The following is a 24,841-nucleotide window of genomic DNA, read 5'->3' on the forward strand; positions in this document are numbered from 1 at the left end:
TTCCTCGACAAAATCTTTAAGCGCTTCGCGGCTCCCGCCGGACAAGCAACGGATCAGCAAGCAACGGATCAGAAAGATCAACCAAGAGAGGCATCGACCGACATGACAACGGCCAAGGACGTACTGAAGCTGATCAAGGACAACGACGTCAAATACGTCGATTTCCGTTTCACCGACCCGCGCGGCAAATGGCAGCATGTGACGTTCGACATTTCGATCGTCGATGAGGAAGCTCTCACCCAAGGCATCATGTTCGACGGTTCGTCCATCGCCGGCTGGAAAGCGATCAACGAGTCGGACATGACTCTCGTTCCCGACCTCGAGGCGACCGCGATCGATCCCTTCTTCGCGGCGTCGACGCTTTCCATCGTCTGCGATGTGGTCGAGCCCTTGACCGGCCAGCCCTATAATCGCGACCCGCGCGGCATCGCCAAGAAGGCGCTCGAATATCTGAAGTCCACCGGCATCGGCGACACCGCCTATTTCGGCCCCGAGGCCGAATTCTTCGTCTTCGACGACGTGCGCTTCTCCGCCGAACCCTATGACACCGGCTTCACGCTCGACTCCTCCGAACTGCCGTCCAATTCCGGCACCGCCTATGAGGGCGGCAATCTCGGCCACCGCGTGCGCACCAAGGGCGGCTATTTCCCGGTGCCGCCGGTCGACTCGGCGCAGGACATGCGCAGCGAAATGCTCGCCGCCATGGCCGCGATGGGCGTCAAGGTCGAGAAGCACCATCACGAGGTCGCTTCGGCGCAGCACGAACTCGGATTGAAGTTCGAAACGCTCGTCACCGTCGCCGACCATCTGCAGATCTATAAATACGCCATCCATCAGGTCGCGCATTCCTACGGCAAGTCGGCGACCTTCATGCCCAAGCCCGTCTATGGCGACAACGGCTCCGGCATGCATGTCCATCAGTCGATCTGGAAGGACGGCAAGCCGCTCTTCGCGGGCGACCAATACGCCGGCCTCTCCCAGGAATGCCTGTGGTATATCGGCGGCATCATCAAGCACGCCAAGGCGCTGAACGCCTTCACCAACCCTTCGACGAATTCCTATAAGCGTCTGGTTCCGGGCTTCGAGGCGCCGGTGCTGCTCGCCTATTCGTCGCGCAACCGTTCGGCCTCCTGCCGCATCCCCTTCGGCTCCAGCCCGAAGACGAAGCGCATCGAGGTTCGCTTCCCCGATCCGACGGCGAATCCCTATCTCGCCTTCTCGGCCATGCTGCTCGCCGGCCTCGACGGCATCCAGAACAAGCTCGATCCGGGCGCGCCGGCCGACAAGGACCTCTACGACCTGCCGCCCGAAGAGTTGAAGGCGATCCCGACGGTTTGCGGCAGCCTGCGCGAAGCGCTGCAGAGCCTTCAGGCCGACCACGCCTTCCTGACCGCCGGCGGCGTGTTCAGCGAGGACTTCATCCAGTCCTATATCGACCTCAAGTTCCAGGACGTCTATCGCTTCGAGATGACGCCGCATCCGGTCGAGTTCGACATGTATTACAGCTACTGAGGAACCACGCCGCTGCGCCTGGCGAGGGCGGCGAGACTATCGAACCGGAAGGCGACGCATCGCCTTCCGGTTTTTTTTGCGCCTGTTATTGGACGGCGCGCGACGGCGCGAGAATCTTGTCACGCAAGCGTCATGGACGTGTCATTTCTTTTGGCGACATTACGGCGAAAGCAAGAACGCCCAACGATACATCGGACCCCAGAAAGCCGCATCCCAAAGAGCCGTTCCACGTCGATCGCGCGCTTGCCGCAGCGGGGTGGTTCGGCCGCATGATTTGGCGCAACGGAGAAAAGCCATGAAACTGCGAGCCCTTCCGGCCGTCTTCGCCGCCATTGTGGCTTTGACCGCAGGCGCGGCCGCATTCGACATGGAGCTCTCTCCCTATAACGTCGTCAATGGACTGTCGGGAAAGTTGAAGTCCGTCGGCTCGGACACGATGCATCACGAAATGGAGCTCTGGGCCGAGGGATTTCAGTCAATCTATCCGAATGTGTCGATCGAACTCATCGGCAAGGGCTCGAATACGGCGCCGCCCGCCCTCCTTTCCGGCGAAGCGCAGCTTGGCCCGATGTCGCGGCAGATGACGCCCGACGAGATCGGCGCCTTCGAGGCGAAATACGGCTATAAACCCACGGCCGTTCTCGTGGCGATCGACGCGCTCGCGATCTATGTCCATAAGGACAACCCGCTTCAATGCATCAGCATGGAGCAAATAGAACGGGTTTTCGCCGCCGACCCCAAAGGCGGCGGCGGCAAGAGCATCCGCACCTGGGGCGAGCTTGGCCTCACCGGCGAATGGGCGACAAAGCCCATCGACATGCAGAGCCGAAACAATCTGTCCGGCACCTACAAATATTTCAAACAGCACGTCTTGGGCGGGGGCGACTTCAAAGACGTGGTGCAAATGCAGGTCGGGTCGGAAGCCGTCGTCAGCGAAGTGGCGAAAGACAAATATGCGATGGGCTATTCCGGCATCGGCTACAAGACGGCTGACGTTCGCGCGGTTCCCTTGAACTCGGGAAAAAGCTGCTATGAGGCGACGTTCGACAACACGTACTCAAAGAAATATCCCCTCGCGAGAGGCCTCTATATTTATGTGCTGAAAGATCCCAAGAAGCCGATCGACACGCTCAGCGGCGAATTCGTCAAATATGTCCTCTCCAAGGATGGACAGACCCAGGCCAAGCGGGGCGGCTATTACCCGATCACCCGCAATATCCGCGAGCATGAGCTGACGCGGCTTGGACTTCTCGCCTCGGCGCGCTGAATTATTGGCAAATGCGATAGGCGTCGCTCGATCCATGCCGCTCGATGTCGACATGTAAATGGTTCGCATGGGCGGCGTCGGAGCCCGGCCCGAGCACCGTCGTGAACCAGCCGCAGGCCGCCGTTCTCAACGTCTTGAAATAAGCGGTCGACTGCGGATCGTCCTGCTTTTCGACCGCGACTTTGCGTCCATTGGAGAAAATGAAGGCGCTTAAATCAATAGCGATCCCCTTGCCATGCGCGCTGAGCTTGCCGCCGGTCTGGCGATTGCGGCCGCGGCACTCATAGCCCGGCCCGGAATCGATCGCGACAAGCGGCGCCTCCATCGTCGCGGCGCCGAGCGGCGCTGCGAGATTCTTCACAAAATCCGCAAATTGAATCGCGAAGGGACAATCGAGTTGCGGCGTCCCATTGAAAGCGACGCGCCGGTCGCCAAGCTTGAGCGCCGAAAGACGGACAGGCGCGTTTATGCCGCAACCGTCGAGCGGCGCCGCCGGCGCGGGCGTTTGCTCGAAGAGGACGCCCGCCGCGCGCAAATTGTCGAAGCATGTTTCGACCGCCTCCGCAGGCTTTGTCGTCTCCGGCGGCGGCTTCGCTTCTGCAGGCTTCGTCTCGACAGGCTTCGAGGCCTGCGGCAGGTTGGGGCGGCGCGGCGGCAGCGGCGGCGCGTCCCGCGCGGCGGCCGCCGTCGCGACGAGAGAGCACAGGAGAATGGACGCGCCGAAGCGCTCTCGCGCCGCCTTTAAAGGGGAAAGCTTCGCTCTTTTCCATATCCCCAATCGCGCCATCCTTCTCATTCGACTTGAAGGCGCCTAAATTGGAGCGAGCGGAGGAAAGCCCCATGTCGAACGCCATCACCGTCACTGTGCCGCATAATCTCGGCGTCGAAGCGGCGAAAGCCCGTATCGCCGAACAACTGACCAGAATGCAGCGGGACTATGTGGACAAGATCGGCCATTCCGAGGTCGCCTGGGCCGGCGACGTCGCGACCATTCGCGTCGTGACTCTCGGGCAGACGGCGACGGCGGAGGTCGCGGTCATGAATGATCAGTTGCGCATTGACGTGCAGCTTCCGTGGGTCCTGTCGGCGCTTTCCGGCAAGGTGCAGGAACTCGTCAACCGCAACGCCAATGACGCGCTGCGCATCGGCCATACGCCTCCGAAAGGATGACAAGATAAGGATAAAGCGGCTCAACCAGCCGGCTCTTATTCCGTCTCGCATATCTCCGCTTCTCGGAATCGCCGCGCCTTGCCGGGCTTTCATAGGCCGACCTCCTGTTCGCCGATATTTCGCGGCAACATCCTAGGGGATATGAAAGGCGCGTCGCAAAAGGCAAGACGGCGCAGGAATTTTGTAAAGCGCCTCCATGAATCATCGATTCGTGAAGGACCTGTTTCGTCGATGGGCGCATTTTCCATGCGAAGCCCGCATTCGCTTCGCCGGAAACCGCTCTAATTGCCGCTTCTGCGGCCGAAATCGGGCGCAGCCGTATCCTGCCCCTGCTCGATAATCGAGCGCCGGATTTCCCGCGTGCGCGAGAAGAATTCAAAAAGCCCCTGCCCGTCGCCGCGCCGGATCATCCGCTGGAGCGCGCTCAAATCCTCGTTGAAGCGTCCGAGCATTTCGAGGACCGCATCCTTATTGGCGAGAAAAATGTCGCGCCACATGATGGGGTCCGAAGCCGCGATGCGCGTGAAGTCGCGAAAGCCCGAGGCCGAGAATTTGATGACTTCGGAGCGCGTCTCGTCGCCGAAATCATCCGCCGTGCCGACGATATTATAGGCGATGAGATGCGGCAGATGGCTCGTGAGCGCGAGCACCGCGTCGTGATGCGCGACGCTCATCGTCTCGACCTTGGCGCCAAGCCGCGTCCAGAACGCCATGAGCTTTTCCACCGCCGACGCATCGGCGCCATCGGGCGGCGTCAAGATGCACCAGCGGTTTTGAAAAAGCATCGCGAAGCCGGCGTCGGGCCCGGAAAATTCAGTGCCGGCGATCGGATGGGCGGGGATGAAACGCGTGCGTTCGGAAAGATGCGGCGCCATTTGCGCGACCACCGCGCCTTTCACCGAGCCGACATCCGAGACAACGGCGCCTTTCGGCAGATACGGTGCGATCTTTTGCGCGACCTCGCCGCAGACGCCGACCGGCGTGCAGACAATGACAAGATCGGCGCCTGCGAGCGCCTCCGCATGATCTTCCGTCGCAAGATCGGCGAGGCCGAGTTCGCGCGCGCGCGCGACGACGGACGGCGACGAATCCATGAGCGCGATATGTCGCGCCGCGCCGAATTCGCGCGCCGCGCGGGCGATCGAGGAGCCGATGAGGCCGACGCCGATAAGCGCGAGCCGCTCGCAGACGGGCTCAGCCATGAAGGCTTGCTCGCGCGCTTTCGCGCGCGCCCGCGCCTTGCATGAATTCGGCGAGCGCCGCGACGACCTTCTCATTCGCTTCCTGCGAACCGACGGTGAGGCGCAGAAAGTCGGGCATGCCATAGGCGGCGACGGCGCGCAGCACCAGCCCGCGCGCGGTGAGGAAACGGTCGGCGTCCGCCGCCGTAAGGCCCTTTGCTTCGGGAAAACGGATGGCGACGAAATTCGCGGCGCTCGGCAGGACGGTCAGGCCCAGCGCGGCGATCTCGCGCGTCAGCCAGGGCAGCCAGCGTTCATTATGCCCGACCGCCGCGGCGAGATGCGCCTCGTCCGCGAGCGCGGCGATCGCCGCCACAGACCCCGCGCTCGAAACATTGAAGGGCGAGCGAATTCTGTTCAGCGCGTCGATGACATGCGCGGGGCCATAGCCCCAGCCGACGCGCAGCGCCGCGAGCCCGTAGATTTTCGAGAAAGTGCGCGTCATCACGACATTCTCATGCGCGTTCACGAGCGCGACGCCCGCCTCGTAATCCTCGCGCCGCACATATTCGGCATAGGCCGCGTCGAGCACGAGCAGCACATGGGCAGGAAGCGAAGCCGCGAGCCGCGCGACGTCGCGCGCCGGCAGATAGGTTCCGGTCGGATTGTTCGGATTGGCGAGAAAAACGATTTTCGTCTTCTCGTTCACGCAGGCGAGCAGCGCGTCGACATTCGCCGTGTAATGCGTCTCCGGCGCGACGATAGGCGTTCCGCCGGCGGCGAGAATGACGATTTTATATTCGAGAAAGCCATATTGGCTGTAGACGCCTTCGTCGCCGGGCCCGACATAGGCGAGCGCGAGCAGCTCCAGAATATTGTCGGAGCCGGCGCCGGCGATGATGCGGGCAGGATCGAGGCCGTGGCGGGCGCCGATCGCCTCGCGCAGCGCCCGCGACGAGCCTTCTGGATAGAGCGCGATCTCCGGCGCCATGTCGCGCAGCGCCTCGATGGCGCGCGGCGAGGGCCCGAGCGGCGTTTCATTGGCCGACAATTTGAAGACGCGCCCGGCTCCAGGCGCGGCGCTCTTGCCGGGCACGTAAGGATCGATCGCGAGAACGCTCGGGCGCGGTGCGGGACGCGTCATGGTCAACTCCCTGGCGCGAAGACGCCGCTGCGCGCATCGTCCAATTGAAAGCGCATCGCATGGCTGCCGATGACGTCGACGCGCGCGCCTTCGATCCCCGCCGCCGCCATCGCCCCGGCGAAGCCGCGGGCGTCCGCGTCGCCCGCCGCCGCGACAAGCAGCGCGAGCCCTTCGGGATGCGGCGCGCTCGCCAGAATTTCGCCCTTGAGCGTGGAAAACGCGCCGGGCAGCGCATGGGTCCAGCGCGCGAGGCCGACGGCGTAGAGCGACACGCCATGCGCCATCGCCTCCGGCGCGAGTCGCGCGACGACAAAGACGGGCAGGCCGGCGGGATGATTGGGCCGCTCGACAAAAGGCAGCCGGGCGATGATTTTCGGCGCGTCCTCGCCGACAAGGCGCATCCACCAGGCGCCGTCGGCGAGGCCGCCCGTCGCGCGCAGCACGCCGAGATCGCCCTGCGAGGCCGCCACGGCGTCGATTACGGCGCCCGCGCCGTGATGGGCGACATAGGGCACGGTGAAGCCGAAATGGAAGCGCGCGGAATCGCGCATTTGCGCGTCGCCGCCGGAATCATCGGCATGCACGCAATAATTCGCCTGCACATAGGTGAAGGTGGAGACGATGACGCGCCAGACGCCTTCCACGGCGTCGACGGGCAAAAGGCCCTGATGGCGCGCGACCAGCGCGCGCATCATCTGCGCCTCGCGGTCGGGGCGAAAGGCGGGGCCCGCGCCCTGCTCGCGCTTGACCGCGATCAGCCGGTCGATGATTTCGCCGCGCTGCATCAGCAGCCGATGCATCTCGAGATCGATGCGGTCGATCTCGTCGCGCAGTTCGGCGAGCGTATCGGCGGCGGGTTTGAGCAAGGGCGCGTCCTGCATGGCGCTCTCTCTTAGGCCAGCGCGGAACGGGAGGCAACGAAAGGCGGCGCGCCGGCCGCCGACCCTGTCGGCGCGCTGGGGCGTCACATTGCGCCCGGCGACGACGCCATTCGAAACGAAAAAACGGCGGTTTTTCAGTTCGACTTTCGCCGTGGCGATCGCCGCCACAGAATGACCGGAATTGCCGACCATAGCCGATGTCCGTCACCTTCCGAATGCTAGTGACGGCGACCTCAGCTCTGCACTGACATTCAGCGGGTTTGCGCCGGAATATTCTCGGTCGGGCGATAGGTCATCGGGGCTTAAAAATCATGATCAGGGACGAAGGGATCGCCGAATCCGGCGACAGCAGCGAGGAAGCTCTGAGCGGGCTTGCGCCGGGGCGTCTCAACCGCCGGTCGTTTCTGCTCGGCTCCGCCGCCGGTCTCGGCGCGGCCGGTCTCGCCGGCTGCGTGTCCGACGACATGGGCCGGGCCGAGGCGGCGCGGTTCTACGCCGCCGTGCCCAATGAGAAATACCCGATCCCGGCGGTCGACATCGGCAAGCTCCATCCGAAATATTTTCGCAAGATAGTGCGCTACGAAAGCAAAGAGGCGCCCGGCACGATTATCGTCGATCCCGCCAATTATTATGTCTACCGCATCGAAGGCGACGGAAACGCCACCCGCTACGGCGCCAATGTCAGCCGCACGGGCTTCCTGTGGAGCGGCGACGTTTATGTCGGGCGCAAGGCCGAATGGCCCACCTGGACGCCGCCAAAAGAGATGATGGCGCGCCAGCCGGAGGCGCGCAAATACGCCCGCGGCATGCCGGGAGGTCTGGAAAATCCGCTCGGCGCCCGCGTGCTGTATCTCTATAAGAACGGCGCCTACACGGTCTACACGATCTACAGCACCAGCGACCCCGAGACGATCGGCCAGGGCATCACCAGCGGCTGCACCGGCCTCCTCAGCCAGGACATGCTCGACCTCTATTCGCGCACGCCGATCAAGACCAAGGTGGTCATGCTGCCGGCGTAGGGAGGGGCGCGCAAGCGTCCCTGCTAGCTCGGGACGATCGGATAAAGGGTTTCCTCATCCTGAGGAGGCCTCGAAGAGGCCGTCTCGAAGGACGAGGAAACCCGTTTTCGCGCATTTTTCCTCACTCGATCACCCTGGGTAGGGTCTCAGTTTGAATTTCAGCTTGTAACCCGCAGCATTCGCGCCACCAAGCGGATGATGAATGGCTTGATGGACCCTTCTCGGACCTTCCGGTGGAAAGGCGCGCTGAACGAAACCGCGTGCAATTTTGAAAGTATATTTAGGATAGCGTAAACTTTTTTCTGGGGCTGAATTCTTATACGCCCAGCTGACACTAGCATCGGTAGGATGAACGACCCTACCGGAGAATCATCAATGACCGCCGCAAACCACTCTCTCGCGCCGGCACCAAAAAAGCGCGCTTCGCGAGCGATTTGCCCCCGTCCCCGTACGCCACACTCGGGGGATGACGAGTTTTTTTCGATTACGAAAGGACATATCGGTGACTAAGAAATGGGAAATTGTGCCGGGTTCAGATTTATCGGACCGCTCAAAATGGCGGCCATTGGGCGGCGACCGCTACGCGGCTATTCGCGCGCGGATACTGATTGTCGAATCTGATGGTGAGAATTCCCTACCCGGTCCCGTTATTGAGGAACTTAACGTTGGGCCGCATGTTGCCCACGAGATAAAGATAAAACGCCAGATCACAAATATCCGGACCGATACTATTTCAAACGCGATCAAGTTTGCGACGAGTTCTCGCGTATGCGATCGATTAGCGGCAAAACTCGGTGCAGAATTCAGTGCCAAAATTCCTGGCTTCTCTGGAAAAATAGACTCTGAAATACTTTCAAAAACAGATTATGAAATAGCGTCTACAACGGAAAGTGTTCTCACCGGAACAAGTTCGCATACCTTTGAGGAAACACAAGAAGACGAGCATGTCCTTAAGTTAAACCCCACAACCAAGCGGGGAGTGGTTCAAATAAGGAGGCGGTATCGGCCGCGTACATGGGAAGTTTATTTGCATTCATATGAGTACTTGGAGATTTCTTATCGCCGAGGCGTATTATGGGGAGATATTCGAAAAACAATTAAAAAGACAGATTCTGGCGTGCTGGGCCACCCATTAGTGTCAGTTGTTTTTTATGTACCGCAGTCCAAGGCTGACGGGTTCGACTGCCCCGTCCCACACGAACTCTCAAGCCCTGATAACATAGAAATATTGCCGCTTATGAAGCCCATGCCTAGATCAATCGCCCCGGCTACAGAAGAGGACCTCGAATCGCTGGCAAAACTTGCATTTCCGGCGACTAGAATGGAGAAGAAGGCGGTTAAGAGTAAGATGACCGGCCGACGAGAGGGGATGTCAGGAATAGGCGGCGGCCCAACTGCTGCGAGGAAGGCTGTGCGCAGAGGAGTCACCAAGAAGGCCATGCGCAAGGGGGTACCAAAAAAGAAGGCAACAACAAAGCATTTGGTAAGAAAGACCGTAAAAGTGAAAGCGCTTAGAAGGGCCACAGCGAGAAAGACTTCCCGGCGCGCTGGGGCAAGGAGGGGCCACCGCTAATTCACATCGTGCGTCCCGATTCCCAGGACGCGCAGTGCTCGAAGGGGTCTCATAGCCGCTCATGGGGCGGCGCGAGCGAGACGACAGTGGACCGCAATTCAGAACGCGAGCGGCGCAAACTTCCGCTGCTGGGAGCGTTACGATTGCCATCCCGCCAGCCAAAACTTCCGCTTCCCGCCAAAGACGAAAATCAAACTGAGACGCCCCCCAAAGGCGGCCCCCTACCCCGCCCCTTCCAACAACCTTGCCGCCGCCGCGCGGGCTTCTTCGGTGATGGCGGCGCCCGACAGCATGCGGGCGATTTCCTCGCGGCGTTCGCCTTCGGCCAGCACGGCGACGCTGGTGGCGACGCGCTTCTCCTTGCCCGCCTTCACCGGCGCGCCCTTGCTGATGCGCAAATGCTGGCCGGCGCGCGCGGCGACCTGCGGCGCATGAGTGACGGCGAGCACCTGCGCGCGCTTGGCGAGCCGCGCCAGCCGCTGGCCGATGGCGTCGGCCACCGCGCCGCCGACGCCCGTGTCGATCTCGTCGAAAACCAGCGTCGGCGCCGAACCGCGATCGGCGAGCACGACCTTCAGCGCCAGCATGAAGCGCGCGAGTTCGCCGCCCGACGCGACCTTCGTCAAAGGCCCAGGGCGCGATCCCGGATTGGTCTGCACCCAGAATTCGACGCGGTCGATCCCCTCCGGGCCGCGCGCCTCCGGGTCGCTCGTCACCTGCGTCGAGAAATGCGCGCCTTCCAGCCTTAGCGGCTTCAATTCGGCGTCGACGAGCGCGTCGAGCCGCTTCGCCGCCGCCTTACGCGCGGCCGAGAGCGCCTGAGCCGCTGCGTCATAGGCCGCCCTCGCCTCGGCGAGCGCCCGGCCCAACGCCACGAGCCGCGCTTCGGAAGCGTCGAGCGCGGCGATGTCGTCTGCGAATTTTTCCGCGAGCTTCGCAAGGTCCGCGACAGCGACGCGATGTTTGCGCGCGGCGCCGCGCAGCGCGAAGAGCCGTTCCTCGACGCGCTCCAATTCCGCCGGATCGAATTTCGTTTCGCTCAGCGCCTGCTCCAGCGCCTGTTCGGCGAGGCTAAGGGCGTCGACCGCCTGCGCCAAAGCGCGCGCCGGCGGCTCTAAAAGCAGCGGCGCCTGGACGAGCCGGCGCTCGAGACGGCGCGCCGCCTGGGCGATCTCGACCGCGGGCGCGCCGTCGTTCGCAAAGGCGGCGAGCGCGTCGCTGATGTCGGCGGCGACTTTCTCGGCGCGCTGCATGAAGAGACGCCGCTCGGCGAGCGCCTCCTCCTCGCCTTGCTGCGGCGCGAGCTCGGAAAGCTCCGCATGGGCGTGGCGCAGGAAATCGGCGTCGGCGCGCGCTTTCGCGACGCGGGCCTCCTCTTCGGCAAGCGCGCGGCGCGCCTCCTGCCACGCGCCATAGCGCGCGCGCAGCTCATTCGCCTGCGCGGCAAGGCCGCCATGTGCGTCGACAAGCGCGCGATGCGCCGCCGGATCGACGAGCGCGCGTTCGTCATGCTGGCAATGGATTTCGACGAGTTCGCGGCCGATGGCGCGCAGCGCCTGCGCCGTCGCCGGCTGGTCGTTGACGAAGGCGCGGGTGCGGCCGTCAGCGGACTGCACGCGGCGCAAGACGAATTCGTCTTCGCTGGCGAGGCCGAATTCGCGCGCCGCGAGATGCGCAGGGTGGTCCGGCGCGAGCTCGAAGACCGCCGTCACCTGTCCCTGTTCGCAGCCGGCGCGCACGAGCGAGGCGTCGCCGCGGCCGCCAAGCGCCAGCACGAAGGCGTCGAGCAGGATCGACTTGCCGGCGCCCGTCTCGCCGGTGAGCGTCGTCAGCCCCGGCTCGAATTCGAGGTCGAGCGCGTCGATGAGCACAATGTCGCGAATGGAGAGGCGAACCAGCATGGCGTCTTTGCTCGATGATCCTTCGCTGGCGGAAAGGCGCGCCGGATTATAATTGCTGAGCGCCTTTTCAAAACGGAGATTTTCATGGCCGAGGTCGGCGTCAACGAGATTCGCGCGCTCCTGGGCGCCAAGCCGCGGCCGCAGGGCTGGGCGGCGCGGCGCGCCCGCATCGAGGAGGTCGGGGCGGTCTGGCCGGCCGCGCCCGATATTTCATTGGAGCAGGCGGCGTTGGACGGCGTCGCCGCCGAATGGTCGCTCGCGCCGGAGAGCGACCCCTCGCGCGCCATCCTCTTCTTTCACGGCGGCGGCTATTGCTCGGGCTCCATCCTCAGCCATCGCCGCATGGCGAGCGAGGCGGGACGCGCGGCGGGCGCACGCGCGCTCGCCGTCGCCTACCGGCTCGCGCCGGAGCATCCTTTTCCCGCGGCTTACGAAGACGCGCTGGCGGCGTGGCGCTTCTTGCGCGCTCAGGGCTATGCCGCGAACAAAATAGCGGTCGGCGGCGACAGCGCCGGCGGCGGCCTGACGCTCGCCCTGCTCATGCGCCTGCGCGACCTTCAGGAGGCGCTTCCCGCCTGCGCCTGGCTCGTATCGCCCTGGACGGACCTGACCCTGTCGGGCGAAACCCTCACGACCAAGGACGCCGCCGATCCGCTCCTGCACAGGCCCTATCTCGAAGAGCTGGCCCAGGCCTATGTTCCCGCTGGCGTCGACCGGAAGGACCCGCGCGTCTCGCCGCTTTTCGGCGCATTCGGCGGCCTGCCGCCGCTTCTTATTCAAGTAGGTTCGGAGGAAACCCTGCTCGCCGATTCGACAAGGCTCGCCGCGGCGGCTGGCGCGGCCGAAGTCTCCGTCACATTGGAGATTTGGCCGCGAATGATCCACGCATGGCACTTATGGAACGCGCGGCTGCCGGAAGCGCGACGCGCGCTCGCGCAGACGGGCGCGTTCGTTCAGGCGCGTTTCGCGGCAGATTAGGTCAGATCGCGTGCAGCGTCTTGCCGACCTTGGAGAGCCAGGAATCGGTGTATTCATGCGGCTGGAGTCCATCGGCCTGCAGCAGCGCATGCGCGTCCTTGTACCACTGCGAATCGGGGAAATTATGCCCCAGAATCGCGGCGGCCGTCTGCGCTTCATTGGTGACGCCCATGGCGAGATAGGCTTCGGTCAGACGATATAGCGCTTCTTCCGTGTGGCGCGTCTGCTGATATTTGCCGAGCACGTCGTGGAAGCGGTTGATCGCCGCCGGATAGTTTTTGCGCGTCAGATAGAAGCGCCCGACGTTCATCTCCTTGGCGGCGAGCTGGTCGCGCGTCACCTGCATCTTGTAGCGCGCGTCGTTCACATATTCCGACTTGGGGAATTTCTGGACGAGCTGCTGGAACACTTCCAGCGCCTTCTCGGCCGCCGACTGGTCGCGCATCACGTCCGGCACCTGATTATAGAAGGACATGCCGGCGAGATAATAAACATAGGGCGTGTCGGCCGAATTCGGATAAAGGCCGATGTAACGCTGCGCCGATTGCACCGCGTCGTCGTATTTGGGCTGCTGGAACTGCGCAAAGGTCGTCATCAGCAGGCCTTTGCGCGCCCAGTCCGACGAGGGGTACTGCTTCTCCAATTCGCCGAATTTCTTGGTCGCGCCCTCGAAATCCTTGGCCCGCAGCCGGGCGAGGCCCTGATTGTAGAGATCGTCCGCCGGAATGTCGGGCGTGATCTCGGTGGTATATTTTGAGCCGCCGCCGCCGAACAGGCCGAAGCCGCTGGTGATCTGATCCATGATATCGGCGCGCGCCGGCGCGCCCGCCATCAGCAGCGCCGCCGCGACAAAGGCCGACGAACGAATCGAACGTGCGATAACCGACATGTGCTGCCCCTTGCGCCACGCCTGACGATGGTCGCGCCAAGCCGCCTTTTGAAATCTCTTCGGTCGAGTCGCGCCGCCAGCGGCGGCCCCGGCCCTCTCGCGCCTGAAAGGCGCGGCGGCGCGCCAATTCGCCCGCTTTCGCGGGTCAATTAAAAAATAAGCCTTCTTCTGGCGAGATTATGGCGAGAGGCTGGGCGGGGGCCAATGGGCCCGTTCCGCCGCCACAAGCGAGGTATCAGCGACCAGCGCGCCAGCGTCGGCGGCGGCCTTGAGAAGGGCCAGATTGAGGCCATGGCCGCCGCGATAGGAGCGAAAGGCGCCGATCAGCGGCGCGCCGGCGAGCGCGAGGTCGCCGACGGCGTCGAGCATTTTGTGGCGCACGCATTCGTCCGGCGCGCGCAAGCCCAGCGGGTTCAGCACGCAATCGCCGTCGAAGACGATCGTATTGTCGAGGCCGGCGCCAAGCGCGAGCCCCTCGCGCCAGAGCCTTTCGGCGTCGCCCAGGAAGCCGAAACTGCGTGCGAAGGCAAGTTCGCGCCGAAACGACTCGGGCGTGAGATCGAGCGCGAGCCGCTGACGACCAGGACCGCCCGGAAAGGCGATCTCGACGTCGAGATGGAGACCCCGATCGGCGGGCCGCAGCTCCGCCCAGCCGGCGCCGTCCGCAACCCTGACAGGCTTCGTCACGCGCAACGCCCGACGCGGGACTGGAAGCGCGCGAACGCCGGCCTCGTCGATCGCCGCGACGAAATCGCGGGCGGAACCGTCGAGCGCCGGAACTTCGTCGCCATCGAGGAAGATCAGCGCATTATCGATCTCGAGCGCCGCAAGCGCCGCCATCAGATGTTCGACGGTGGAAACGGCGGCGCCCTCCGCCGAAAGCCGCGTGCGCAACCGCGTCGAATCGACGCGCGACCAGCGCGCCTCGATCTCCGCTCCCGCGATGCTGAAGACGACGCCCGAGTCGGCGCCGGCGGGCGCAAGGGTCAGGCAAACGCGACGATCGCCATGCACGCCGCGGCCGGCGAGCGAGACGCTGCGCGCGAGCGTGCGCTGCATGGCCCGCGCGTCGCGCGGCGACTCTCGGCGTTGATCGGGACGAATCGCGCAGCCCTCCCCTAAAAAGCCGGCGGCAAGATAGCAAAGGGCGCCGCGCCGGCTCCAGTAACGCTTTCCTACAGAATGTTACAAAAGCGGATCGCCGAAATGAAAAGGCCCGGCGGACCGCCGGGCCTCGTTCGTTAGTCTTGATCAGGATCAGTGATTGGCCTGGCGGCGCAGGAAGGCCGGGATTTCGAGATGGTCCTCCTCGACGGGGCGCGGCTGCTGGGGGCGGCGCGCATGCGGGTCGTGAGCCGCATGACCCGCATTATAGGGGTGCGGCGCCGGCTGGGCCGGACGCTTGCCATATTCGGCGTGCGTCGGCGACGGCTGCGGGCCGCCGGGCGGCGCGAGCGGCGGACGGGAGCCAGGATGCGGCTGCGGCGCGGCGGGCGCGCCCTGCAGCGCTTCTTCCTGCCGGCTCGCGCCGAAGGAGGCGAGACGCTCGAAGATCGACTTGCGGCGATCGGCGCCGGCGTCGCCGACGCGGGCCTGACGCAGCTGATCCTGGATCGGTTTCGGAAAATCCTCGATCTGCGGCATGCGCGGGGCGCGCGGCAATTCGGGCGCCGGCGGCACGTAAGGCGCGGTCGGCGCGTCGGCGACGACATGCGGCGCTTCGAACCTGGGCTCCGCATAGGTCTGGCGCGGGGGCGCCGGCTCCAGATAGACGCCATGCGCGGCGGCCTGCGCCCCGTCGTGGAAATAGGCCTGAGGCGTTTCGCGCTCCTCATGATAGACGGCGGCCGGCGCGCTCTCCACGACTGGCGCGGCCTGCTGCGCGCGGGCGTTCTGCAACTGGCTGCGCAGACGCTCCGCCGCCTCTTGCAGACGGGCTTCGCTCGTCGGATCGTCGGCGGTGATCGCCGCGAGATCGATGCCGGTTGCGACGACGGAAACGCGCACCACGCCTTCGAGCGAGGAATCGAAAGTCGCGCCGAGGATGATGTTGGCGTCCTCGTCGACTTCCTGACGGATGCGGCTTGCCGCCTCATCGACTTCATAGAGCGTGAGGTCGTGGCCGCCGGTGATGGAGATCAAGAGGCCGCGCGCGCCCTTCATCGACACTTCGTCGAGCAGCGGATTGGCGATCGCCGCTTCCGCCGCGAGATTGGCGCGGCGCTCGCCGGTCGCCTCGCCCGTGCCCATCATCGCCTTGCCCATGCCGCGCATGATCGAGCGCACGTCGGCGAAGTCGAGATTGATGAGGCCTTCCTTGACCATGAGGTCCGTGACCGAAGCGACGCCCGAATAGAGCACCTGGTCGGCCATGGCGAAGGCGTCGGCGAAGGTGGTCTTCTCGGTCGCGATGCGGAACAGATTCTGGTTGGGGATGACGATCAGCGTGTCGACGCATTTCTGCAGTTCGCCGATGCCTGAGTCGGCGATGCGCAGACGGCGCTGGCCCTCGAAATGGAAAGGCTTGGTCACGACGCCGACGGTGAGAATGCCCATCTCGCGCGCGATCTGCGCGATGACCGGCGCCGCGCCGGTGCCGGTGCCGCCGCCCATGCCGGCGGTGACGAAGCACATATGCGCGCCCGTCAGATGCTCGCGGATTTCTTCGCGCGCCTCTTCGGCGGCGGCGCGGCCGACTTCAGGCTGCGCGCCCGCGCCGAGCCCTTCCGTCACCTGCAGCCCCATCTGAATGATGCGCTCGGCCTGCGAGGACGCAAGCGCCTGCGCATCCGTGTTGGCGACGAGAAAGTCGACGCCGGACAGCCCGGAGGTGATCATATTATTGACGGCGTTGCAGCCGCCGCCGCCCACGCCGCAAACCATGATGCGGGGCTTCAATTCCCTCAATTCGGGAGCTTTGAGATTGATCGTCATCTGCCAGGCCTCTCACTATTCCCTTTAACGACTCGGCGCCCGTTGTCCTTCGCCCTTGGACGCCCGGTCGCCGAACGCGTCGTCCTTGGCAATTCTGTTCGACGCTCCCCCGCCCTCAGGGTCGGCGCCCGAATCAGGAGAATCGCTTTCCCCCGATGCTAGAAGCTTTCTCTTAACCATCTGCCTACGCGCGTCATGTAGCCGTCGGTTCCGGTCGCCGCGCGCTCGATCCGACGCGGTTCGAAATATTCGCGGCCAGCGACCTGGGGATAGACCAGCAGGCCGACGGCGGCGGCGAAAGCGGGGCTTCTCGCCGCTTCCGGCATGCCCCAGACGCCGATCGGACGGCCGACGCGGGCCTGTCCGCCAAGAATGCGCCGCGCCGCCTCCGCGACGCCGGTCAATTGACTCGCGCCGCCCGTCAGCACGACGCGCCGGCCCGGGCCGCTCGGATAGCCGGCCTTGGCCAGGCGATCGCGCAGGAATTCGAGCGTTTCCTCGACGCGCGGACGGATGATGCGCACGAGATGCGCTTTTGGCGCATGCGCCTTATGGTCGCCGCTGTCGCCGACGTGATCGAAGGAGAAGGTCTCGCGCTCGTCGGAGGGCGAGGCGATCGCCGAGCCGTGAAAGGTCTTCAGCCTTTCCGCATCGGCAAGACGCGCGTCCAAGCCGCGTGCGATGTCCATGGTGACGTGATTGCCGCCGAGCGCCACGGCGTCGAGATGGATCATCTCGCCTTTGGCGAAGACGGCGACCGAAGTCGAGCCGGCGCCCATGTCGACGAGCACGACGCCCATCTCCGCTTCGTCGGGCTCGAGCGTCGACAGGCCGGCCACATAAGGCGCGGCGGCGAGCGCCTCGACGCCGAGATGGCCGCGCTCGACCGCCAGCACGAGATTGCGCGCCGCCGCATAATCGCAAGTCGCGACATGGAGATCGACGCCAAGCTCCTCGCCGATCATATCCTTGGGCTCGCGAATGCCGGCGACGCCGTCGAGCGAAAAACCCGTCGGCAAGGAATGCACGGCGATCCGGCCGCGATGCAGATGATGCGCGGCGGAGGCCTCCAACACGCGATGAATATCGTGCTCGGCGACCTCGCGGCCGCCGATCGCGCGCGTCGCCTGGAAATGTTCGGAAGCGAGACGGCCGCCCGACGCCGTGACGATGACGCGGTCGATCTGCATGCCGGCCATACGTTCGGCCGCGTCGACGGTCTGGCGGATGGCGGCGTCCGCCGCGTCCATGTCGACGACGAGGCCATTCTTCACGCCGAGCGAACGCTGATGTCCGATGCCGACGACGCGGATGCGATGGGTCCGCCAGTCGCCGGGCGCGACGGCGCCGATGGGCGTGAGCCGCGCGATGAGGCAGGCGATTTTCGACGTGCCGATGTCCAGCGCGGCGAAAGTCGCCGCGCGGCGCGGCGACAGCGGCTTCATGCGGGGCGGAACGATATGCGAGGTCATGCTCTCACCACCACTTTTCTACCCGCCATGTTTCGACGATTTGCGGGGCGCGAGCTGCGCTTCGCGCGCCGCCGCCGCATCTTCCGTCAAGCGCAAGGCGACGCGATCGGGAATGCGCAAATCGATGAACATGAGATCTTTGTCGAGAATGCGCGCTTCCCGCTGCAGGCGCGCAAGCGTCTCCAGCGCGCCGGACGGATCGGTCTCCGGCAGCTTCACGGTCACGCCATTCGTCATCTCGAAGTTCCAGCGCCGGCCCGCGACGAGAACGCCAGCCTTGACCCGATGCGCGAGATCGCCCGCGACCTTCATCAACATCGCGAATTCGGGCAGGCGCTTCTGCGCGCCCTCGCCGACGACGAAAGGCAGGCCGAGATAGCGCTGGTCGCGCAATTCGTCGATGGGCACGCCGTCCTCGGAGACGACCGCTACGCGCCCGTCGCGCTGCCAGAGCGCGCTCGGCTGACGCTCCTCGATCGCGACGATGAGGCGATCGGGATAAAGCTTCATCACCCGCGCCGATTTGACGAGGGGAAGCGCCATCAGCCGGTCGCGCAACGCGGCGGCGTCGAGAAAGGGAAGCGAATTGCGCGGGCCGACGCCGGCGGCGTCGAGCAGTTCGCGCTCGGTCAGGCGCGACTGGCCGGTGATGGTGACGGCTGAAACCGGGAAGCCTGCCGCGCGCGCGGCGATGTCGTAAAGCTCGCCCTCATGCGCCACGAGATCGGCGTAGCCGCCATTCTCGACGAAGCCGCAGAGGCCGACGAGGCCGAAAAAGGCGAAGACGGCGACAGCGCCGACGCCCGGCCGCGCCAAGAACGCCATACGGGCCAAAAGGCGCGCGCCCCGCCCTTTTCGCGCCGGGGCGCGCGGGAGGGCGGGGTTAACGGCGGCGGCGCCGTAGGCCGGGGCCGGATGGGCATGGACGGAAGCGGAGACGGCAGCGACGGGGGCAAGCGAATGCGGAGCCGAAAACGACTCGATCAACGATCGCAGGACGCGTCTTCCACCATCCATTTGACAAGCTCGCCGAAAGAAAAACCTGCAAAAGCCGCCATTTCTGGCACGAGCGAGGTCTCGGTCATGCCCGGCTGGGTGTTGACTTCCAATACGACGAGCTCGCCCGTACCTCCGGGGCGGTCGTCGTATCGGAAGTCTGCGCGGCTCACGCCGCGACAGCCGAGAGCTCGATGAGCCTCGAGCGCCAAATGTTGAACCTCTTGGTAAATATTCTGTTTAAGATTCGCAGGAAGGACGTGTTTCGACCCGCCTTTGGCGTATTTCGCGTGATAGTCGTACCAGCCGCCGTCGGCCGCGACGATTTCGATCACGTCGAGCGCGCGATCGCCCATCACCGCGCAGGTCAGTTCCCGCCCATCGACGAATTGCTCGGCGAGCATCAGATCGCCATGCGCCCAGTCGGCGCGGGTGAGCTCCTGCGGCGGATGCTCCTGGTCCGCCTTGACGATGAAGACGCCAAAGGACGAGCCCTCCGAGACGGGCTTGAGCACATAGGGCGGCGCCAGCGCATGCGCCCTCGCGGCGTCCGCCCGATGCACGACCCGTCCCTTGGGCACCGGTACGCCGGCCGCGGCCATGACGACTTTCGCGACATCCTTCTTCATGGCGACGGAAGACGCGAGAACGCCGGAATGCGTATAGGGAATGCGCAAGAGCTCCAGCGCCCCCTGAATGCAGCCATCTTCGCCGAACTTGCCATGCAGCGCGTTGAAGGCGACGTCGGGCTTCAAGGCCGACAGGACTTGCGCCACGTCATGGCCGACGTCGACGCGCGAGACGCGAAAGCCCTGCTCTTCGAGCGCCTTGGCGCAAGCTTCCCCCGAGCGCAGCGAAATCTCGCGTTCGGCGGAAAGTCCGCCCATCAGCACGGCGACGTGTTTGGTCATACTCAGCCTGCTCTTTGACAGGGCTTAGCGCCCGATGAAGGACTTCACTACGTCAAAAACGATGGCGGCTTGTTCAGGCTTCAACCGGCCCGCGCGCCGGATAACGCGAGCAGGCTCGACATTGGTGATTTTCACCGGTCTGACGATTGAGCGCGAAGACAAGCCCGCCTGAGCGAGGTCGTCTATCTCAAGATCATTCGTGAAGCGCGAATGCAGCGCGCTGGTGATCATAACGACCCATATGTAGCCTTGCGATTGGACCTTGGCGTTGGACACGACGAGCGCCGGGCGTCGCTTCTCGGCGAATTGGTCGGAATATGGAAAAGGGACGACAATGATATCTCCCGGCGCGTAACGAATTTTGTCAGAGGTCGCCATAGGCGGCGTCATCTATCTCGCTCGACCACTCGCTGAATGTCGCGAAGGGGTCTTCGCCCTCGGCAGAAGAGCCTCGTTCAATGCGTACGCCGCCTTCATCAAAAACATAACGGAGCCTGTCGCCCGGCTTTATCTTTAGACGCTCACGCACTTCGCGCGGCAACACTGTCTGGCTCTTGACAGAGACTTTCGAGTAAACGGGTTTTTGCTTCGCCGACGCCAACGACAAGCCTCCATAATGGTCTTACCAACTTACAGCCTTACACGAATAGGCGCAAGGGTTTGTTTTTGTCACCCCAGCATCGATCAACGCTGTCATGTCACGCGACGCCTATTCTCCTGATTTCCCAATGCAGATCGACGCCGCTCGTCTCGCGCACGCGGCGGCGCACTTCTTCGCCGAGCGCCTCAATGTCGGCGGCGGTCGCCTTGCCGCGATTGATGAGGAAATTGCAGTGCATCTCGCTTACCTGCGCGTCGCCGACGACAAGGCCGCGGCAGCCCGCCGCGTCGATCAGCTCCCAGGCCCTGCGGCCTTCGGGATTCTTGAAAGTCGAGCCGCCGGTCTTCTCCTTGATCGGCTGCGAGGCTTCGCGCGCGGCGGTGATGCGCTCCATCTCGGCAAGAATCGTCGCGGGATCGCCCGGGCGCCCCTGATAGAGCGCCTGCGTGAAGATGACATCGTCGGGCGCCGAGCAATGACGATAGGAATAGCCGAGATCGGCGTTGGAAAAGACGCGGAGGGCGCCGGCGCGATCGACGCCGCGCGCTTCGATGAGCGCATCTTTCGTCTCGCCGCCATGGGCGCCGGCGTTCATGCGCAGCGCGCCGCCGATGGCGCCGGGAATGCCGCGATAGAAGGCGAGGCCGTCGATCCCCGCTTCCGCCGCGGCGCGCGCCGCCTTCACGTCGGGCACGGCGGCGCCGACGCGCAAACGATCGCCCTCATCGACGACGATCTCGCCGAAGCCTTTCGCCGACAGCCGCACGACGACGCCTGCGACGCCGCCGTCGCGCACGATGAGATTAGAGCCAAGCCCGACGACCGTGACCGGAATTTCTTGCGGCAAATGCGCGAGGAAATAGGCGAGGTCGGCTTCGTCGACCGGCATGAACAGGATTTGCGCCGGGCCGCCGACGCGAAACCAAGTGTAAGGCGCAAGCGGCTCGTTCGACGCGACGCGCCCGCGCAATTGCGGCATGGCGGCGGCGATGTCGGCGGAAATGTCTGGGAAAGTCATGTGCGGCTTTCGGCTTGATCGACGCTACGTCACAGCTCGGCGATTTGGACGACGCGCACGCCATGACTTGAACGGAAGCGGCGATCGTTGGTGACGAAGATATCGCATTGCGCGGCCAACGCCGTTCGAAAATGCACAGCGTCTATCAGTCTTAGGCCAAGATCGGCGCCCAGGCGCGCCGCACCAATGAGCGTTTCGAGGTCCACAGGCCGAATGTCAAAAGTCCCCTCCTCAAAGAACAGTCGATCGTAACCGTTTTCGAGCACCTGACTCTGACGTCTGAAAGCGCCGTAGAAGCATTCCGCAACGCAGATTTCACTGGTGACAAAGGTCGTGTTTTGTTCAATCAGGGCATACCAGAGGCTGGATATCTTCGAATAAAATTCCGGATTCGCCTCGATGAAATAGATGACCGAGTTTGCGTCGAAATAGGCCCGCCCGCCTTCGGCCGGAAGCGTCTCATTCGTCGCCACGGAATTCACGGATGCGCGCGTCGATCTCCTCAATGGATTGCGGTCCGACAAGCCGGTAGCCTATGCCCTCCAGCTCCTTCAGGCGACGAATGCGCTCTTTGGGCGAAGGCTGGGTTTCCTTCTGCACGATGCGCGGAAGAAACTGCTTTAGCGTTTCCTCCACGAGATAAGAACGCGAGCGGCGCGTGCGCCGCGCCGCCTCGTCGAGGATTTTGCGGGTTTCGCCAGAGAGGCGAACGGATGTCGGCGCGGGCGCGGCGGATTTCATGAGGCTCAGAAGTTTGACTACGATGTAGTGAACTGTACTCGCCGTCCCGCCGAAGTCAACATGGTGCGCCTATGGCTTGACGGACATGGAAGCTTGTCAACACCACTCGCATTTTGGCGTCTCACTCAAATGGCTTCCTGCCCCGCCGCCAATTGCTCCGGCAGCGCATAAGCCCATTGCGTGATATTGCCGGCGCCGAGGCACACGACATAATCGCCGGGCGCGACGATCTCTCGGATCATCGCCGGCAGCACTTCGGGCGACGGCAGCCCCATCGCGCGCCGATGGCCATGCGCCTTGATCGCGGAAACGAGCGCGTCGCGATCGACGCCGGCGATCGGCTGCTCGCCGGCGGGATAAACGTCGGCGATGATCACCACATCCGCGTCGTTGAAGCAGGTCGCGAAAGCGTCAAAGAGCGACTGCAGCCGCGTATAGCGATGCGGCTGCATCAGCGCCACGACCTTGCCCTTGGTCGAGGCGCGCGCCGCGCGCAGCACGGCGGCGATCTCGACGGGATGATGGCCATAGTCGTCGAAAATCTGCACGCCGTTCCATTCGCCGGTCTTGGTGAAGCGCCGCTTGACGCCGCCAAAGCCCGCGAGCGCCTTGCGGATCTGCTCCGGCGACAGGCCGAGCTGGTTCGCCACCGCGACCGCCGCCGTGGCGTTCAGCGCATTGTGATGGCCCGGCATCGGCAGCACGAGATTTTCAAGATAGATCGCCTGCGCGGTCTTGCGGTCGCGCAGCAGCACGTTGAATTTCGACACGCCGCCGGCGAGATCAACGTCGAGCAGCCGCACATCGGCCTGCGGATTTTCGCCATAGGTGATGACGCGGCGATCCTCGATGCGACCGACAAGCTCCTGCACCGTCGGGTGATCGAGACACATCACCGCGAAGCCGTAGAAGGGAATATTCTCGACGAAATTGCGGAAGGCTTCTTTGATGGCGTCGAATGTGTGGAAATGGTCGAGATGTTCGGGATCGATATTGGTGACGATGGCGACATCGGCCGGCAGTTTGAGAAAAGTGCCGTCGCTTTCGTCGGCCTCGACCACCATCCAGTCGCCGGCGCCAAGACGCGCATTGGTGCCATAAGCATTGATGATGCCGCCATTGATGACGGTCGGATCGAGGCCGCCGGCGTCGAGCAGCGTCGCGACGAGTGACGTCGTCGTCGTCTTGCCATGCGTGCCGGCGATGGCGACGCATTGCTTGAGGCGCATCAATTCCGCGAGCATTTCGGCGCGGCGCACCACCGGCAGGCGCTTCTCGCGCGCGGCGATAAGTTCGGGATTGTCGCGCTTGATCGCGGTCGAGACGACGACGACCGCCGCTTCGCCGAGATTCTTCGCGTCATGGCCGACGCTGACCGTCGCGCCCTTTTCGATGAGGCGCTTGACATTGGCGTTTTCGGCGGCGTCCGATCCCTGTACCTTGTAGCCGAGATTGAGCAGCACTTCGGCGATGCCGGACATGCCGATGCCGCCGATGCCGACAAAATGAATGGGGCCGAGTTCGCGCGGCAGTTTCATCCGTTACTCCGTTTCGCGGCGCCTTCTCGCGCCACGTCTATGATCAGATCGGCGAGACGTTCGGCGGCGTCCGCGACGCCGACGCGTTTCGCGGCCTCCGCGCGCAGGGCGAGCTCAGCCGGCGCATTTATGAGTTCCGTAAGGCGTCGCGTCAAAAATTCCGGCGTGAAATCGCTCTGGCGCACCGTCTCGGCGCCGCCAGCCTGTTCGAGAAAGGCGGCGTTCGCCGCCTGATCTTGATCGAGCGAATGCGGCAGGGGCACGAGCATCGCCGGACGGCCGATGACCGCCAGCTCCGAGACGGTCGAGGCGCCGGCGCGCGCAATCACATAATGCGCCGCGGCGATGCGCGCGGGAAGATCGGTGAAAAAGGGCGCGATCTCCGCGTTCGCCCCCGCGCCCGAATAGATCGCCTCGACGCGAGCGATGTCCTCCGGCCGGGTCTGCTGCACGACGCGCACGCGCGGGCGAAGATCCTCGGGCAGCGCCGCGAGCGCCTCGGGAACGATGTCGGCCATCACCCGCGCGCCCTGCGAGCCGCCGGTGACGAGAAGCCGAAAGACGCCATGGTCGAAACCCGGATAAGGCGTCTGCGCCGCCGCCAGCACATTGGGGCGCACCGGATTGCCGGTGACGACGACCTTGCCCTTAAGAGGGGGCGGAACGGAAAGCGTCGGCAGGCCGGCGGCAATCCGGTCGACGCGCCCCGCGAGAAAGCGGTTGGCCTTGCCCATGACGCCATTCGCCTCATGCAGGGCGCTCGGCAGGCCGAGATAAGCGGCGGCGAGCAGCGGCGGCACCGTCGGATAGCCGCCAAAGCCGATCACCGCGGCGGGCTTGATCCGACGCAGCAGCGCGACCGCCTGCGCGACGCCCATCGCGAGGCGCGCGACGGCGACCGCCTTGGCGATGAGCGAGCCGCCGCGCGGCGTCGCCGCCGGAATGGCATGCAACGCCCGCGCCGGAAAGGCGCCGCCATAGCGCAGCGCGCGCTCGTCAGTGACGAGCTCGACCGCAAGTCCGCGCGCGTCAAGCGCATGCGCGAGCGCCTCGGCGGGAAAGAGATGGCCGCCGGTGCCGCCGGCGGCGAGAAGAATGGGGGATGAGATCATCTT

24 protein-coding genes are annotated in these 24,841 nt (G+C 64.4%); 6 read left to right on the plus strand and 18 right to left on the minus strand.

Features of this window, described 5'->3' with window-relative positions:
• The first annotated feature begins 102 nt into the window (after positions 1 to 102).
• Both glnA and V3H18_RS04240 read left to right on the plus strand, forming a co-directional pair.
• Positions 103 to 1,512 carry a type I glutamate--ammonia ligase gene (gene glnA / locus V3H18_RS04235; RefSeq protein ID WP_332080667.1) on the plus strand — a complete coding sequence of 470 codons (1,410 nt, stop codon included), beginning with the start codon at positions 103 to 105 and terminating at the stop codon, positions 1,510 to 1,512.
• A gap of 295 nt (positions 1,513 to 1,807) precedes the next feature.
• Positions 1,808 to 2,779 carry a PstS family phosphate ABC transporter substrate-binding protein gene (locus tag V3H18_RS04240; RefSeq protein WP_332080668.1) on the plus strand — a complete coding sequence of 324 codons (972 nt, stop codon included), beginning with the start codon at positions 1,808 to 1,810 and terminating at the stop codon, positions 2,777 to 2,779.
• Position 2,780: 1 nt separating this feature from the next.
• Here the strand turns inward: V3H18_RS04240 and V3H18_RS04245 are convergent, their stop codons facing one another.
• The gene (locus tag V3H18_RS04245; protein ID WP_408631757.1) at positions 2,781 to 3,566 is read right to left on the minus strand and encodes an extensin-like domain-containing protein; all 786 of its coding nucleotides are present in this window, start codon (positions 3,564 to 3,566) and stop codon (positions 2,781 to 2,783) included.
• A 53-nt stretch (positions 3,567 to 3,619) separates the two neighbouring features.
• On the opposite strand from V3H18_RS04245, the gene V3H18_RS04250 reads away from it, so the two are divergent.
• Positions 3,620 to 3,949, plus strand: coding sequence for a polyhydroxyalkanoic acid system family protein (locus V3H18_RS04250; RefSeq protein ID WP_332080670.1), 330 nt, complete (start codon positions 3,620 to 3,622; stop codon positions 3,947 to 3,949).
• Between the two features lie 281 nt (positions 3,950 to 4,230).
• Here V3H18_RS04250 and V3H18_RS04255 read toward each other — a convergent pair whose 3' ends face one another.
• Genes V3H18_RS04255 through V3H18_RS04265 form a run of 3 tightly spaced genes read right to left on the minus strand, consistent with a single transcriptional unit; the run spans position 4,231 to position 7,155 of the window.
• Entirely contained in the window at positions 4,231 to 5,151 is a 921-nt protein-coding gene (locus V3H18_RS04255; protein ID WP_332080671.1) for a prephenate/arogenate dehydrogenase family protein, read from the minus strand.
• A complete protein-coding gene (hisC, locus tag V3H18_RS04260; RefSeq protein ID WP_332080672.1) occupies positions 5,144 to 6,274 on the minus strand; it encodes a histidinol-phosphate transaminase in 1,131 nt (376 codons plus the stop codon). Before hisC ends, V3H18_RS04255 begins: the two co-directional genes overlap by 8 nt.
• A gap of 2 nt (positions 6,275 to 6,276) precedes the next feature.
• A complete protein-coding gene (locus V3H18_RS04265) occupies positions 6,277 to 7,155 on the minus strand; it encodes a chorismate mutase (RefSeq protein ID WP_332080739.1) in 879 nt (292 codons plus the stop codon).
• A gap of 311 nt (positions 7,156 to 7,466) precedes the next feature.
• Between V3H18_RS04265 and V3H18_RS04270 the strand changes: the two genes are divergently transcribed.
• A complete protein-coding gene (locus V3H18_RS04270; RefSeq protein WP_332080673.1) occupies positions 7,467 to 8,174 on the plus strand; it encodes a L,D-transpeptidase in 708 nt (235 codons plus the stop codon).
• A gap of 502 nt (positions 8,175 to 8,676) precedes the next feature.
• Positions 8,677 to 9,747 carry a hypothetical protein gene (locus V3H18_RS04275; protein ID WP_332080674.1) on the plus strand — a complete coding sequence of 357 codons (1,071 nt, stop codon included), beginning with the start codon at positions 8,677 to 8,679 and terminating at the stop codon, positions 9,745 to 9,747.
• A 221-nt stretch (positions 9,748 to 9,968) separates the two neighbouring features.
• Here the strand turns inward: V3H18_RS04275 and recN are convergent, their stop codons facing one another.
• The gene (recN, locus tag V3H18_RS04280; protein WP_332080675.1) at positions 9,969 to 11,648 is read right to left on the minus strand and encodes a DNA repair protein RecN; all 1,680 of its coding nucleotides are present in this window, start codon (positions 11,646 to 11,648) and stop codon (positions 9,969 to 9,971) included.
• An 84-nt stretch (positions 11,649 to 11,732) separates the two neighbouring features.
• Between recN and V3H18_RS04285 the strand changes: the two genes are divergently transcribed.
• Complete coding sequence (locus V3H18_RS04285) at positions 11,733 to 12,626, plus strand: alpha/beta hydrolase (RefSeq protein ID WP_332080677.1); 894 nt, start codon at positions 11,733 to 11,735, stop codon at positions 12,624 to 12,626.
• Between the two features lies 1 nt (position 12,627).
• Here V3H18_RS04285 and V3H18_RS04290 read toward each other — a convergent pair whose 3' ends face one another.
• From V3H18_RS04290 to murG, 13 genes are all read right to left on the minus strand, one after another.
• Complete coding sequence (locus tag V3H18_RS04290) at positions 12,628 to 13,515, minus strand: outer membrane protein assembly factor BamD (RefSeq protein WP_332080678.1); 888 nt, start codon at positions 13,513 to 13,515, stop codon at positions 12,628 to 12,630.
• Positions 13,516 to 13,692: 177 nt separating this feature from the next.
• Positions 13,693 to 14,574, minus strand: coding sequence for a UDP-3-O-acyl-N-acetylglucosamine deacetylase (lpxC, locus tag V3H18_RS04295; protein ID WP_332080679.1), 882 nt, complete (start codon positions 14,572 to 14,574; stop codon positions 13,693 to 13,695).
• Positions 14,575 to 14,772: 198 nt separating this feature from the next.
• Positions 14,773 to 16,449 (minus strand): cell division protein FtsZ, encoded by a 1,677-nt coding sequence (gene ftsZ / locus V3H18_RS04300; protein WP_332080680.1) that lies wholly within the window; start codon positions 16,447 to 16,449, stop codon positions 14,773 to 14,775.
• A gap of 158 nt (positions 16,450 to 16,607) precedes the next feature.
• Entirely contained in the window at positions 16,608 to 17,921 is a 1,314-nt protein-coding gene (gene ftsA / locus V3H18_RS04305) for a cell division protein FtsA (protein WP_332080681.1), read from the minus strand.
• Between the two features lie 18 nt (positions 17,922 to 17,939).
• Positions 17,940 to 18,746, minus strand: a complete 807-nt coding sequence (locus tag V3H18_RS04310; RefSeq protein ID WP_408631759.1) for a cell division protein FtsQ/DivIB — start codon at positions 18,744 to 18,746, stop codon at positions 17,940 to 17,942.
• A 158-nt stretch (positions 18,747 to 18,904) separates the two neighbouring features.
• Positions 18,905 to 19,828, minus strand: a complete 924-nt coding sequence (locus V3H18_RS04315) for a D-alanine--D-alanine ligase (protein ID WP_332080683.1) — start codon at positions 19,826 to 19,828, stop codon at positions 18,905 to 18,907.
• Positions 19,829 to 19,852: 24 nt separating this feature from the next.
• Positions 19,853 to 20,206, minus strand: a complete 354-nt coding sequence (locus V3H18_RS04320) for a type II toxin-antitoxin system PemK/MazF family toxin (RefSeq protein WP_332080685.1) — start codon at positions 20,204 to 20,206, stop codon at positions 19,853 to 19,855.
• A complete protein-coding gene (locus V3H18_RS04325; protein ID WP_332080686.1) occupies positions 20,193 to 20,429 on the minus strand; it encodes an AbrB/MazE/SpoVT family DNA-binding domain-containing protein in 237 nt (78 codons plus the stop codon). Before V3H18_RS04325 ends, V3H18_RS04320 begins: the two co-directional genes overlap by 14 nt.
• A 97-nt stretch (positions 20,430 to 20,526) precedes the next feature.
• Positions 20,527 to 21,447: a UDP-N-acetylmuramate dehydrogenase gene (gene murB, locus V3H18_RS04330; protein ID WP_332080688.1), complete on the minus strand. Its 921-nt coding sequence runs from the start codon at positions 21,445 to 21,447 to the stop codon at positions 20,527 to 20,529.
• A gap of 29 nt (positions 21,448 to 21,476) precedes the next feature.
• Positions 21,477 to 21,929, minus strand: coding sequence for a type II toxin-antitoxin system VapC family toxin (locus V3H18_RS04335; RefSeq protein WP_332080689.1), 453 nt, complete (start codon positions 21,927 to 21,929; stop codon positions 21,477 to 21,479).
• Positions 21,907 to 22,188: a ribbon-helix-helix protein, CopG family gene (locus V3H18_RS04340; protein ID WP_332080691.1), complete on the minus strand. Its 282-nt coding sequence runs from the start codon at positions 22,186 to 22,188 to the stop codon at positions 21,907 to 21,909. Before V3H18_RS04340 ends, V3H18_RS04335 begins: the two co-directional genes overlap by 23 nt.
• A 125-nt stretch (positions 22,189 to 22,313) precedes the next feature.
• Complete coding sequence (murC, locus tag V3H18_RS04345; protein ID WP_332080693.1) at positions 22,314 to 23,726, minus strand: UDP-N-acetylmuramate--L-alanine ligase; 1,413 nt, start codon at positions 23,724 to 23,726, stop codon at positions 22,314 to 22,316.
• A complete protein-coding gene (murG, locus tag V3H18_RS04350; protein ID WP_332080695.1) occupies positions 23,723 to 24,838 on the minus strand; it encodes an undecaprenyldiphospho-muramoylpentapeptide beta-N-acetylglucosaminyltransferase in 1,116 nt (371 codons plus the stop codon). The genes murC and murG overlap by 4 nt, the downstream gene beginning before the upstream one ends.
• Positions 24,839 to 24,841 lie beyond the last annotated feature (3 nt).

Origin of the sequence: Methylocystis borbori, assembly GCF_036576025.1 — a bacterium.
GTDB lineage: Bacteria > Pseudomonadota > Alphaproteobacteria > Rhizobiales > Beijerinckiaceae > Methylocystis > Methylocystis borbori.